Origin of the sequence: Gallibacterium melopsittaci, from assembly GCF_042433085.1 — a bacterium.
Lineage (GTDB): Bacteria > Pseudomonadota > Gammaproteobacteria > Enterobacterales > Pasteurellaceae > Gallibacterium > Gallibacterium melopsittaci.
The window spans coordinates 36,335-49,499 of sequence record NZ_JBHLWA010000040.1 but is presented as its reverse complement, the minus strand read 5'-3'; the positions used below and the strand labels follow the sequence as shown (position 1 = coordinate 49,499).

The following is a 13,165-nucleotide window of genomic DNA, read 5'->3' as shown; positions in this document are numbered from 1 at the left end:
CAGTGATAGAGCCTTTATCACTGCTCTGCAAGCTGAAAAGGCAATGGGTAAAATTTCGCCTGCATTACAATGGCTAGAAAAACATCCTATAGCGAGTGAAACGTTGATTGCAGGAACAGTTTCAACGGGGTTTGATGTTTATAATGATAAATTTACGCCTGAAGGGGCTATGATGAATTATGTTTTAAATGGGATCACGGCAGGAAAAAGTCTCTCAAAACAATTATCTATTAATACAATTTATCAAGGTATTATATCTGCCAACGATAATACTAAAAATGATAAGGAAGTATTAGGAGATATTATGAAGAAAGATATTTCAACAATAATTTCTATTGGTACGGCAGATAGTGTTTCTAAATTCGGTATTGTAGGAAATAAAGTTATTGTGGGAAGTTCTATTGTGGGTGGAATTATAGAAAATATAAATGTTAACCCTAAAACAGAAGAAGTTAAAACTAAGGAGTTAGAATAATGTTTAAGAAAGCATTTGGTATTCTTATTTTATTTATATGGTTTTATATTTCTTTTTTAATAGTTTATTTTTTACTTATATCTCTTGATTACTTTTATACAGATAAATTTATTTTTAACATGGGAATTTTATATACTCTACTATATAAATCTGGTTTAGCTACCTTTTTGTGGATATTGATAGGAAATTTGTCAAAGAAATTAGGGGTGAATGTAGATAAAAGATAAAATAATATTGATTTAATTATTTATATTAAAGATTATAAAAATCTAAGAAAATAATAATATACAGTTAACACCGTGAATTAGCTACAATTAGTAAAAGACGAAGAAATAGAATAATATTAAAATCTTGGGAATAGTGGTAACGCAATAATTAAAGGGGTTACTACTGTCGAAGCAATAGGCACTATAGTTGCACCAACTTTACAAAAAGTAGAGAGTAATCCAGTCGTACAAAATACAGCTATCGGTTTAGGGGCTAATGGAACAGTACAACTTGTATCAGGTCAAGAGTTTAATTGGTACGAGCTAGGTGGAGCTGGATTTGCAGGTGCAATAACACCTAAATTAAATAGTCTTGATGCTATTCGTGTCAATATGGGTATTGCTATGGGTATAAGTTTACTAGGAAATAATAGTAATGTAGGACAAGATGTTGGATTGGCTGGAATTGGTTCTTTTGTAGGTAGTAAAATTAAATACCCAATTTTAGGAAATTATATTTCTGAAACTATTCAGAAATACCCTTCTTTATTAGAAAAATATTTTGATGAAAAGAAAGAGGATAAATAATAATGATGTTTATTTATCGATTCTTTCGTAGATGTTTTGTTCTGCTTTTATTAACTTTAATATTAGTTGAGATAGCGGGGATAGTTTATTTTTGCAATGAATATAGTATTGTGTTTTTTATTGATAACATATTAAGAATACATAAAACTATTTTGCAAGTTAGTATAGAAAAAGGCTTTGTTTTAATTTTGCTAGGAGATGTTATATCAGGAGGTTTTTTTAAATATATTAAGAATGGATAAACAGCAATAAAAAGAATTAAATTTTGAAGATCAAGAAATAATATTTTTAGGATATATGTAATATGAGCAAAAATAAGATTAATCAAGAACGAGAGGAAAGATTTTATTTTGATAAAATAGAAAATATCCTTAGAGAGAAATATGGTATATACTCTCTTTTGGAGGGGCATAATGATAAACCAGATAAAATATTAGTTTTATCTAATAAAGATAAAGTGGGAATTGAATTAACTCAAGTTGATAATTCTGAGTATAATGAGTATTTTAATAAATCAGACAGTAAAGAAATATTAGAAATATTAGAAAAAGGTATTAATGTTGAAGTCCTTAAAAAGGATAAATGTTCTATAGACAGTGAAAAAGAAACTGTTTTAGAACTAATAAAAAAGAAAAAAAGTAAATTTGAAAATTATAAAACAAAAAATGGTTTGGTTGACTGTTTATTATTAATCTATTCAACTAGGTTTGGTTTAGAAATTAAGAATATAGATAATCTTTTTTATTATCTTGAAAAAGAATTAAGAAATATAGAATTTCCATTTCGATATGTTATTTTTACTAGTGATAAGGATAATTGTGGTAAGATTATATATGATAGAGAAGCTAAAATTGAGCTTACTTTAAGCAATGAAAATACTTCAAAAGAATCAATAGAGAAAGTCCTTTTTTTTATGAAGCCTGATACAAAATATAGTTTAGATGAAATTTTTGATAAACAACCAGTAATCTCTAAGAAAAGGAAAAAATAAAATAAATGGTAAAAAGTAGTTTAATTACAAAACAAGATGAGATTATGGATCTTTAGTAAAAAGCATATGACAAATGTCATATGCTTTAATATGAATTACTTATGCTGCGATTTTATCGGGCAGAAAGAGAGAAAAATAGTGAAACTTTAATCAAACAAAAAAATTCTAGCCTTATCGCATTCGGAATTGGTGAAAAAGATGTACACAGTACAGATCTTTATGAGGTTTCTAAAATTAATTTAACTAGTATAACAATTTTAGTAAAAATTTATTAGATATCTTTGATGATAATTCCTCGGTACATAATTACTATGGATTGGGGTAGCTTCAATGTACTATAACTTAGGTTACCGCTTTACAGTCCCATTATATTGGTGCTTAGCACAAGATGGTGATTATACTAAAATTTGTATGGAAAGTATGAAGTATAGGAATTGATATATAAGTTTCTTTAACTCTATAATACGATAAAAGAGAAATGTAGACTTAGATAAAAAATACCCATCTACTTTTCATATTTGTAACCCATAGATAAATTTTTTTGAGATAGAGCATTATGGAATTTCCTCTTTCTGTTACTTATGAAATTAATATTAAGGAAAAGTATTCTTTAGAACTTGAGATAAGATCACCATTAACGTTTATTATTGGTCCAAATGGTTCAGGGAAAACGCTTTTATTGAAAAGCCTAAAAAATAGCTTAGAGATGAAATATAAGGATAAAACAATTCGTTTTATTTCTTCTGGGCGTTTAAGTCCCTTAGAACAATATCGCTCAAAATGTAGTACAGTCTATTATGACAAAGATACACCTGATCAAGCTCAACATGGAGATAAGTATTTTTCCAAAGAGAGACATAAGATTGAATCTATTAATGGAGATTTACATACATTATCAGTTCGTCAGGATATTTTAATTAAGGTAAGAGAACGTTTACAGAAACTGTTTAAGCGAAACATTATTATTGATTGGGATTCTGGACAGTTAAAAGTTTCATTTTATAGATTAGGTGAAGAAAATTCCAGTTATTCATCTGGACGTGAGGCATCGGGATTATTGCATCTTATTGGTCTTTTAGCTGCATTATACGATGATGATGTCGGTATTTTGCTGATTGATGAACCAGAAATTTCATTACATCCACAACTACAAGCTTTTTTACTTAAAGAGATTTTACGAGTTACAAGAGAGCCTAATGAAAATAGCTATCAAAAAATTATTATAATAGCAACACATTCAGCAGAAATGATAAAAATATCAAAAACTGATGATTTATTGTCTTTTATTTTTTGTGATGATTTAAGAAAAGGTGCTAATCAAATTCCAAATAATGCTGGTGAATTAAAAAATAAAAATATTCAAAGTTTAATTGCTAGATTAGGACACGAACATAAATTAGCATTATTTTCGAGAACACCACTCTTGGTGGAAGGCTCTTCAGATGTAATTATCTGTAATACACTTTCAGATAAACTATACTTAAATATTGAAGCTGCAGGTTCACAGATATTGCCAGTTAATGGTAAAGAAATAATGTCTGATACAATAAAATTATTTAGGTTAATGGGAAAATCACCAACCATCTTAGTTGATGCAGATGCTTTTGCTGATAATTTGAATTTAGTGAAAGCTTATTTTAATAATGAAAAAGTAAAAAATGAAGCAGATAATTTAGCTAGTCAGCTTGGTCAGTCATCTATTTTAAATATGGCTGATTCTATCTATGAGGACTTTTGCAAATTAGTTGATGATGATTGGAAATCCATTGAGAGTGTAGCTACACAACACTCGTATTTTACTGCCTCAGGAAATGAAGTGTTAAAGAAAAGACGTTCAGCTTTATGCACTGTATTTAGTGAGCAAAATTTAAATAATGAGTGGAATAAGTTAAAAGCTAGGCTTGGTGCATTATTTGATATTTTTGAGAAAACAGGGCTATTTATTTTAAGAAAAGGAAATATTGAATGTTATTATCAATGTAATCATCAGAAGAAAAATAAAATTGAGGATGCTGTTATTGAAAGTGAATACATTTTAGAGAGTGAAGATAAGGAATTAGAAAATTCTTCATATCAAGAAATTTTGAACTGTTTGAAATATGCATCTAATAGTGAAATGATAGATGAATCGATCTTAATCAGGGATGAGTTGTTGAGTATCATATCTCCTGTTTTTGCACATTATCAAGTAGGTGAGAATATCTTACCTTTCCCAAATAAACCTTCTTTTTTTGATTATGAGGTAAGTGAGGAAGGTAAATTGAAAATAGAGATAAACAGTAAAGTGTTAGATGTACGAAAGGAACCTATTATATTAGATAAAAATGATCATGATATTATTGGAATTATCAATAAAGCTCTAGGTATAGTAAGGTAGATAAAAAAGTTGGTAAAAAGTGGTTTAAAAGCATATAGTACAAGGCTTTAAACCACGTTTTACCCAAGATTAAGAGTTTTTCTTCCAATTAATCATTTCAGAATATAAATTCTTTATTTTACAAATATCACCATCATTTGAAGTCATTTCTAAATTAAAACACATAGCGCTAGCCACATACATTGTATCAAAGTTATATTTATCTAAGCGCTTTTCTGTACCATCGGGTTGTTTTTGATACCGTTCAGAATAATTTGTTCTTTCATATCTAAAAATATCTGTAGCAATATCAGTAATATTCTTGTCAATATTAATAATTTCTAATGCAGATAAAAACTGCTCCGCTTTTTTATACTCAATAGCATTTGAGTCACTATAATCGTAAAAACGTAACACTTCATGTCTAATTAAAGGTGTTGTGAAAAATAGTGTTTGTCCTTCATTCAATTTTTTTATAAACCAACTACTATCCTGATTATTACCCTTCAAGATACTAATTATTTTATTTGTATCTAATAAAATATTTTGTTGCATACTACCACCTATTTAGATAATCCTAAAATATCAAACAATTTACTTTTCTGATTAACTGAACGTTTAGGTTGAATATTTGTTAATTTAATCTGATTTAGATCAACATTAAACGCAGTAGAAAGTAGATCAACAAAAGCTGCATTACTTGGATTTGGTATTTCTTTATTTTTAACAATACCATTCTCATTAACTAGTTCATAAGCTTTTCCATCATATAATTGAGATAATACTAATGATGAATGGGTTGCAACAATAAAAATAGTATTAGGAAAGGCATCATTTAATGCTGGTAATATTCTGGTTTGCCAGCTGATATGTAAATGGCTCTCTATTTCATCAATCAATACAACTCCTTTTTCATTTTCCAAATTTGTAGAGTTTGTAAAAAAAGCGTAACCAGACACAATCGATTGAACTATTTTAACTAATGAAGCAAATCCACTACTTAACTCACTTAATTTGCGCCATTTTCCTTCTATCATTAAAGATATAAATTTCCCACCTATAAGGCTCAATGAAGAGGGATCATTACTAATTCTTTCATCAATTCTATTTAGGATATGTAGTACTGACAGTAATTCGATTTCTCGATTATCTTCACTATTTTGATAACGATTAGCTGATTGAGCTCTCTGAATAAACCATGTTTCAATAGAATCATTATATTTATTATTATTGATATCTAGATAGATAGCCTCAAAATACGCTTGTTGACGTTCCTTAAATTCCCCCAAAACTTTGATGTAATCGGTATTGTTATTTTTAAAATATCCTCTTTTTTGGGCAGGAATATAAATAATAGGGTAGGGGGTCGTTTTCGCTACATGACTGATAAGATTCATTTTATCGATAAAAAAGTCATTATTATTAATTTTTGCTTTTTCAAATACTAATTTATTAGTTAAGAACCTATCTGGATTCAATTGATACTTATTACTAGAAAATAATAACGCTTGATATAGACTCTCTAGTGTTTTTGTTTTACCGACTCCATTATTTCCAATAAATACATTCATTTTGTCGTTAGGATCGAGATTTATTAATACTCTATCAATTCCCTTAACATTCCAAAATTCGTATTTTGAGGGTATCTTATCTTGTTCTATATTCATATTTACCTCCTCTAAAATAGATTGTAAAAACAATCAAATGAGTTCTAGATATTTATAATATAAGAAAATTATAGCCATTTTGCACTAAATTTTTATTCAATATTAAGTGACTCATCAAGTAAACTATTGCTAGGTATGTAACATGTTTACTTTGTGAAGTGAAAGTATCCTCGTCTGGTGTCAGACTTTCTACTAACCAATGCATAATATTGGCAATGTGTTTTCAGCGAAGTTAAGTGTGTTTGATGTGTTGGGTAATATGCAAAAAAGTGATATTCTATTTCCATTAATACCAAAATATAGACACATAAGGAGCATAAGTGGAAAAGTTATTAAAGACATTGAATAATATTCGTTCTCTGCGTCTTTTAGCAAGAGAACTCTCTTTAGAGCAATTAGAAACAATTTTTGAAAAATTTGAGATTGTTGTTCAAGAAAGAAAAAAAGAGGAAGAAGCACAACAAATTATTTTAGCTGCTCATCAAGAAAAAATTGAAAAATATAAAGAATTACTCAAATCTGAAGGTATTTCACCTGAAGAACTCTTAGAAGTAATGAATTTTCACCGTTTTAATCCATCTCAACATAAAAAACGCGCTCCCCGTCCAGCAAAATATAAATATACAGATTTAGATGGTTCACAAAAAACTTGGACAGGGCAGGGTAGAACGCCAAAAGCAATTCAAATTCAGCTTGATAATGGTGCAAGTCTGGAAAGTTTTGAAATATGATATAGGGATAATCTTTTGGATAGCCAAGTAATTTAGGCCCATATATACCGATTAATTTATGGTTAATAAAATAGAGGTTAGTGGTTTAAATGAAGTATTACTGAACTTTAAACCACTTTTAAACAATTTTTATAGTCTTTTATTTAAAAATATCGCCTCATAACAGGTTTTCGAGTTGACTCAATTGCATTTCTAAGTTGCTCAACATCTGGTTGAATATAGGTTAATGTTACCTTGATATCTCGATGACCTAGAATTTTTTGTGTAGCATATAAATTTTGTTCCGGATTTTTCATCAAGTTGGTTGCCAATGTATGTCTAAATTTATGGGGAGAAAGAGAGACCCCTAATTCTTTAGATATTTTTCCAAAATAATGAGACAATTGATCTGTAGTCATATTTCCTTTATTTCTTGTCACAGACGAAAAATTATTCAAATTGAATAATTGACTATTTTTTGCAATATGTCTTGCTTGTATTTCTTGCAAAAGTCTTTCTAAGTAAGGAAATAGTACCGTTGAAATTGGGATAATATGATCATCATGATTCTTATTAATATCAGATGAAATAAAAATGGTCCTATCAATAAGATTAATATCTCGCACTTTTAGTTTTAATAATTGCCCTCTACGAATACCTGTATAGATAAATGTAAATATAATAGCTTGTGTAAAAAATAAAGGAGAGTAGCTCTCTGGTAATAAGTTTTTATCTGAAACTAAAGTATCTTCTAAAACAGATAAATGAAAATCTCTGATAACTTTTTTGCGTTTTTTACCAACTTTAACCTGCATACTCTTGAATGGATTTTTATTTGTACGAATTAGGTTATTTTTAATTCCAAAATTAAAAATTGCATGGCAATGAGACATGTAATTATTCCAAGTAATAGGACAAATTTTTTGTAGAGAACGTACTCGCCATTTCAATACGAGTTCTTGGGTGATTTCATCAGCAAGAATATTAGGGGCAAATTTTTCAAATTGATTAATCACTTTAATATAACTTTCTTTTGTATCTGGCCTTAAATATTTAAAGGTTACATATTCATTCAATATTTCTTTAAATGTCATTCCTGTTAATGGTATAGCATTATCTATCATAAGTTCCCTCTTTATCTTCATCTTTCAATGTTAAATACATATTGTCGAATAATTGTTTATTAGTGAGTAATTTAATATCTTCAATGATATATCCTTGTAAAACTGATGTTCTTCTAGGTCCTTTAATTTCACATTTCCATATATTATAGTTTCCCGGTTGTCTCTTTTTATGTATACCTAATGCTTGGAAGTTTTTTTGTAGTAACTTCCAGTGTTCATTTGCAGATGAACCTATTTTACTTTGGCAATAAAATTGAAAAATGCCGGGAGATACTAAAAAGACATGTTGGTTAATAATATGTATTTTTGCTTTTGGTTCATTTATAGACAATGATTCATTGACAATAGATTTTTTTAACCAATCTAGGAAGCATTCTCCACTTAATTTATCTTTGCTGTCATTGTAAATTACCTCATTATGTGTAATTGTTTCATTATATTTATTATTTGTTGATGAATTTTTTGATCTATCTTGATTATTTGTATTATTCATATTTTTAGATAATAAATTTAGTGTAAAATCAAATAGATCTGTCTGATTGTTATCTGATGTATCTTGAGTTTTAGTTTCATTTGAGACAATCAATTCATCTTCCTTTTTTGTCATATTATTTATTTCTTGAATGACAGTCACTGTACCATTAAATATTGGTGGGCGTTTTTCAATATGTTCCCAAATAAGAGATGGAGAGAGTCTAAGTAAGGTAAAAGAGTTCTGTGGAGACCAACCATCATGAGATTTTACATGACAGTGCCAAATAGCCTTATTATCAGGTGTTGCTTCAATTATTTTATGTGTTTGCATTTCATCGAATAGTTTACTATTTTGTGTCGGTACAGAAATGCCTTGTTGCATAAGATAAGCTCGAATTTTATCAGTTACTGTTTTACTGATTAGCCAAAGGCTATCATTCGTAAGCCAACCATCAGAGCCGCCGTGTTGATTATTTAAAATAAGATCATGTGTTGTGATATAACGAAGTGCAATAGTTAATTGATTTGCAAAAGATTGTTGTGGTTTTTCTAATCGAGAAATATCACCGCCAAGATGTATAGCAACACTCATTTGATCTGCTTTTTGTATAATTTCGCCAACAATACCTGCTTTATCATAATGTCCTGCGCTTAAATAAAAAAAAGTGGATAAAGCGTCGGGATATTTAGCAATCCAATCTAATGATAATGCAGTAAGCAAATAATTTATCATGTAAGATCCCATTATCGGGTGTAAGTGATAATCACGGGTAGGGATGTATTTAAAACGATAGAAATTGGCAAGTTTACCTTGCCAAGGATACCAACGTTGATAATTAGGGTAGGTGTCAATATGAATATCAGTAATAATCTTTGCAATATCATGAATTAATGCACTATAAAAAATGATAATTGTCCAGATATCACTTTGTTGTGCCTGATCTTCAGCTTTTGCATTTTGTGGCAATAGATAACTTTGGCGTAGTTTGAGAGCAATAAAAATGACATCTAGTGTATGGTCAAGCATACCGCCTAAGTAAGCATGATGATGATTTTCTGACGCCGGAAAATCCTGTACCAGTTCTGCATATTTTTCGATAGGTTTAAGGCAAAGCAGATCAAAATTTTCTTCTGACATAGAAACAGATTGATAAATTTTTTTTAATAATATTCTCCTATGATTCGTATTTAGTAATTCTGCTGCTAATTTTGGTTTTAGCCATTCTGTCGTTGAAGTATCAATTTTTTCTTGATGATTAATTGTATTCTGTTTTTTCTTTTTATTTAGAAAAAGAGTAATTAAAGATAATAATTTAAAGATACTCATTGCCTTTTCGCCTTTTTATTTGCCTTTTTCTTTTTGTCTATAACATCATTCTCGGGGTAGGCCCATTCCTCTTAAAATAACAATTACCCTTATCTTCCTTTAAAGCCTTTTTATTCCTTTATTTCTAGTATGTAGCTGAGAAGTATTTTGAATATTAATTGAAGTTATATAAATAAATAGAGTTAAAAGAGAGTATGAAATTTTTAGAGGAAATGGAAAGAGAAAATTGATTATTCAAAATAATCAATTTCTGATGATGATTAGAAAACAGCAATTAAGATATATTTTTTATTTTTATTCTATAAGTAATTTAGAGTGTATTTATTGAGGAAGTTTTACGGATACTTAATTACCTGATTTATTAATTGTTATTAGGTGTGAGTATGCTGAAACGTTATTTTTTTCTATTTTCATTGTTGTTTGTACTAAATCCAATTATTGCAATGGCTAGTGAACAAGCTGAACTTGCACAAGCAATCAAACAGCTTCAGTCCGCAAAACAGGCTCTGCAACGTGCAAAAGCGCTTGCAGGCACTGAACCTCAACAACGTATCTATTTTCATTACGATCAGGCTAACAAGGATATTAGTTTAGTTGAAAATGGAATTTTCAACTATCTGAATTATTCTCGCGCACAACCTCGTAAGCCAAGTCAATTACAAGAGCTTTCTGGTGATTACCTCAAACAATCACAAACAGTGAGATAAGTTATGAGCTTGGTATTAGATACATTTAATCAATTAATGGGATCTGACGCAGATACATCATCAAAAATTTTCAGAGGACTATTATTGATGATTTTCCTGACAATTTCAGCTTGGATTTTATCCAGTGCGTATAAAGGTCTCGCCTTAGATAACCTGACAAAAGATGATTTTGCCAGTATTGCAATCCGACTCTCCTTACTTTTCTGCATTCTCACTTATTTTATTCTCAGTTAAAGGAGCTTTTTTATGCTTAAAAATTTATTCAAATATCCTATGAAAAGTGAGAAAAGAAAAAGAATCTCACAAAAATTAAGCTGTGTGCTATTTGCATTTTTACCCACTCTTGTATTAGCAGAATTGCCAAAAATGGAAGATCCTTCGCGGGGTGCAGGAAAGGGAATTATGGAAACAATAAAAAATTATGCCTATGACGCAGCTATTTTAGCAGGTTTAGCGATTGCAGCATTTAGTTTTTATCGTGTCGCTTCTAATGTAGTGTCAATTTACGGGGAAATTTCGTCGGGTAAAAAAACGTGGGGTGATCTTGGTATGCACGCTTTAGTAGGGTGCATTTTGTTAGTCGTCGTTATTTGGTTAGTAACAAAAGCCGCTGACATTCTATAAGTAAGAGAGGGAATAATGATGGCAAATGATAATACTATCACGTTTCTACCAGAACGCTTAAATCGACAACCCGTTGTGTTTCGCGGAATGACAATGTCTGAACTGTCTATCATTTTCTTGGCCGGATTTGGCATTGGGTTAGTGATTGGCATTGTTATGATGTTGTTTATCGGTGAATGGGCCATCATTCCCTCTTGTGCGTTGGGCATTGCGTTTTTATTTGTCTTTAAGGGAGGTAATTTAATTGCCAAATTAAAACGAGGCAAACCTGATACCTGGTTGCCTCGTTACCTTGAACAACGATTTGGGCGTAATCGTTTACTTATCAACTCATCTCCACAAAAACGTCATTGGTCAATTCGTCGCTAGCCATTCATTATTAGTAGGTTTCTATGAAAAGTATATTTAAAAATCGTTTAACGGATAAAGAACATCACATTAAGACATTGCGAATTGTTATTGTTGGTTTATTTGCCGTAATCCTTTTAATGGGAATTGGCTGGTCAACTGCACCTAGCCGATTACAAATTTATACACCACCTGATTTAAGAGGTGGTAGTCAGCGTCCTTGGTGGGAAGTGCCAACTTCCACAGTGTATGGCTTCGCATTTTATATTTTTCAGCAGCTGAATAGATGGCCTGCCAATGGGCAAGAAGACTATAAGCGTAATATTTTTGCACTCAGTAATTATCTCACACCTGGTTGTAAAGCATTTTTAGAGCAAGATTACAAAGATAGAGATAGTTTTGGTGAGCTAAAAAATCGGATTCGGGGTGTTTATGAAATCCCTGGACGTGGATTTAGTAACAGTCGGGTACAAGTACTAAGTCAAGATGATTGGATAGTGAATTTAGATTTAACCACAGACGAATATTACGGTGATGAAGCAGTGAAACGTACATTAGTACGTTATCCCGTCAAAGTCGTTAGGATGGAAAGCGATCTTGAACATAATCCATGGGGACTTGCTTTAGATTGCTATGCCGAAACGCCAAAACGCTTGGAATTGATGAATGCAGAAGAAGGAAATAAATAATGAAATTATCTACTACAACGAAACTAACTTTATTTGTTGTTACCAGTGTTATCTCCCTGCAAGCATCAGCAGAGATATTAATGCAGTGGCAACGTACTCCTTTAGTGATTGACTTAAATGTGGAACAAGAACGGATTATTTTTGTTGAGCGAAATGTAAAAATTGGTTACCCACCGTCTTTATCTGGAAAGTTGCGTATTCAAAATGCAGGCGGAACACTCTATTTAAAACCCACACAAGCATTTCCTGAAACCCGTTTGCAATTACAGGATATGCAAAATGGCGAAATTATCCTGCTTGATGTCGAAGCGAAAGAAAATAAAGATAAATTAGAGCCAATTAAGTTAGTTTATGAGCCAAAACAGGCAACAGACAGTGCCACTTTTGGTGACATTGAGCAAGAAAACCAGCCACTTTCAGATGTTGCCCAACCAAAATCCAGTTTACCTACGCCAGCAGCACTAACGCGTTATGCAGCCCAATCTTTATATGCGCCACTTCGCACAGTTGAACCGCTAGATGGTGTACAAAGTGTTCATCATCGTTTGCCTACTAACATTACAACACTGTTACCAGGCTTACCTGTTAAAGCAACACCATTAGCAGCTTGGCAACTAGGTGATTATGTAGTCACAGCCGTAAAACTTAAAAATCAATCTGCTGAAATTATCAAACTTGATCCTCGCTATATTCAAGGACGGTTTTATGCGGCGACTTATCAACACAACTGGTTAGGCGGAAAAGGAACGGCAGAAGATACAACAACAGTTTATCTTATCTCTCTCGGTAGTGCAGATAATGCGGTGATTGCAGAACCCAAACGTGTAGCTAAAAAAACAGTGAAATCTACTCGTACTCATCAATCGGAGGGAAAATAAG

Annotated in this window: 16 protein-coding genes; 12 read left to right on the top strand and 4 right to left on the bottom strand. The window is 30.8% G+C overall.

The window, feature by feature from the left end; genetic code table 11:
- The 5 genes from ACFFHT_RS09105 to ACFFHT_RS09085 form a co-directional block, all read left to right on the top strand.
- On the top strand, positions 1-475 hold a 475-nt coding region (locus ACFFHT_RS09105; RefSeq protein ID WP_382375499.1), incomplete at its 5' end, for a hypothetical protein.
- Positions 475-702 carry a hypothetical protein gene (locus tag ACFFHT_RS09100; protein ID WP_382375497.1) on the top strand — a complete coding sequence of 76 codons (228 nt, stop codon included), beginning with the start codon at positions 475-477 and terminating at the stop codon, positions 700-702. The genes ACFFHT_RS09105 and ACFFHT_RS09100, both read left to right, overlap by 1 nt.
- A gap of 372 nt (positions 703-1,074) precedes the next feature.
- Positions 1,075-1,269 carry a hypothetical protein gene (locus tag ACFFHT_RS09095; protein WP_382375495.1) on the top strand — a complete coding sequence of 65 codons (195 nt, stop codon included), beginning with the start codon at positions 1,075-1,077 and terminating at the stop codon, positions 1,267-1,269.
- A 304-nt stretch (positions 1,270-1,573) separates the two neighbouring features.
- On the top strand, positions 1,574-2,260 hold the full coding sequence (locus ACFFHT_RS09090; protein ID WP_382375493.1) for a hypothetical protein: 687 nt from the start codon (positions 1,574-1,576) through the stop codon (positions 2,258-2,260).
- 556 nt (positions 2,261-2,816) lie between these two features.
- A complete protein-coding gene (locus ACFFHT_RS09085) occupies positions 2,817-4,637 on the top strand; it encodes an ATP-dependent nuclease (RefSeq protein ID WP_382375491.1) in 1,821 nt (606 codons plus the stop codon).
- A 69-nt stretch (positions 4,638-4,706) separates the two neighbouring features.
- Here ACFFHT_RS09085 and ACFFHT_RS09080 read toward each other — a convergent pair whose 3' ends face one another.
- A complete protein-coding gene (locus tag ACFFHT_RS09080) occupies positions 4,707-5,171 on the bottom strand; it encodes a type II toxin-antitoxin system VapC family toxin (protein WP_382375489.1) in 465 nt (154 codons plus the stop codon).
- A gap of 8 nt (positions 5,172-5,179) precedes the next feature.
- Complete coding sequence (locus ACFFHT_RS09075; protein ID WP_382375488.1) at positions 5,180-6,283, bottom strand: AAA family ATPase; 1,104 nt, start codon at positions 6,281-6,283, stop codon at positions 5,180-5,182.
- 320 nt (positions 6,284-6,603) lie between these two features.
- Here ACFFHT_RS09075 and ACFFHT_RS09070 point away from each other — a divergent pair, with 320 nt between their 5' ends.
- A complete protein-coding gene (locus ACFFHT_RS09070; RefSeq protein ID WP_382375487.1) occupies positions 6,604-7,014 on the top strand; it encodes an H-NS family histone-like protein in 411 nt (136 codons plus the stop codon).
- Between the two features lie 143 nt (positions 7,015-7,157).
- Here the strand turns inward: ACFFHT_RS09070 and ACFFHT_RS09065 are convergent, their stop codons facing one another.
- A complete protein-coding gene (locus ACFFHT_RS09065) occupies positions 7,158-8,117 on the bottom strand; it encodes a tyrosine-type recombinase/integrase (protein WP_382375485.1) in 960 nt (319 codons plus the stop codon).
- Entirely contained in the window at positions 8,107-9,918 is a 1,812-nt protein-coding gene (gene mobH / locus ACFFHT_RS09060) for a MobH family relaxase (RefSeq protein WP_382375484.1), read from the bottom strand. The genes ACFFHT_RS09065 and mobH overlap by 11 nt, the downstream gene beginning before the upstream one ends.
- A 383-nt stretch (positions 9,919-10,301) precedes the next feature.
- On the opposite strand from mobH, the gene ACFFHT_RS09055 reads away from it, so the two are divergent.
- The 6 genes from ACFFHT_RS09055 to ACFFHT_RS09030 are packed head-to-tail and all read left to right on the top strand — an operon-like array spanning position 10,302 to position 13,164.
- Complete coding sequence (locus ACFFHT_RS09055; protein ID WP_382375482.1) at positions 10,302-10,625, top strand: integrative conjugative element protein, RAQPRD family; 324 nt, start codon at positions 10,302-10,304, stop codon at positions 10,623-10,625.
- A gap of 3 nt (positions 10,626-10,628) precedes the next feature.
- Positions 10,629-10,859 (top strand): TIGR03758 family integrating conjugative element protein, encoded by a 231-nt coding sequence (locus ACFFHT_RS09050; protein WP_082987545.1) that lies wholly within the window; start codon positions 10,629-10,631, stop codon positions 10,857-10,859.
- A gap of 12 nt (positions 10,860-10,871) precedes the next feature.
- Positions 10,872-11,249 (top strand): TIGR03745 family integrating conjugative element membrane protein, encoded by a 378-nt coding sequence (locus ACFFHT_RS09045; RefSeq protein ID WP_382375480.1) that lies wholly within the window; start codon positions 10,872-10,874, stop codon positions 11,247-11,249.
- 15 nt (positions 11,250-11,264) lie between these two features.
- Positions 11,265-11,618, top strand: a complete 354-nt coding sequence (locus ACFFHT_RS09040; protein ID WP_382375478.1) for a TIGR03750 family conjugal transfer protein — start codon at positions 11,265-11,267, stop codon at positions 11,616-11,618.
- A 23-nt stretch (positions 11,619-11,641) separates the two neighbouring features.
- Positions 11,642-12,286, top strand: a complete 645-nt coding sequence (locus ACFFHT_RS09035; protein ID WP_382375476.1) for a PFL_4703 family integrating conjugative element protein — start codon at positions 11,642-11,644, stop codon at positions 12,284-12,286.
- The gene (locus ACFFHT_RS09030) at positions 12,286-13,164 is read left to right on the top strand and encodes a TIGR03749 family integrating conjugative element protein (RefSeq protein WP_382375475.1); all 879 of its coding nucleotides are present in this window, start codon (positions 12,286-12,288) and stop codon (positions 13,162-13,164) included. Before ACFFHT_RS09035 ends, ACFFHT_RS09030 begins: the two co-directional genes overlap by 1 nt.
- Position 13,165 lies beyond the last annotated feature (1 nt).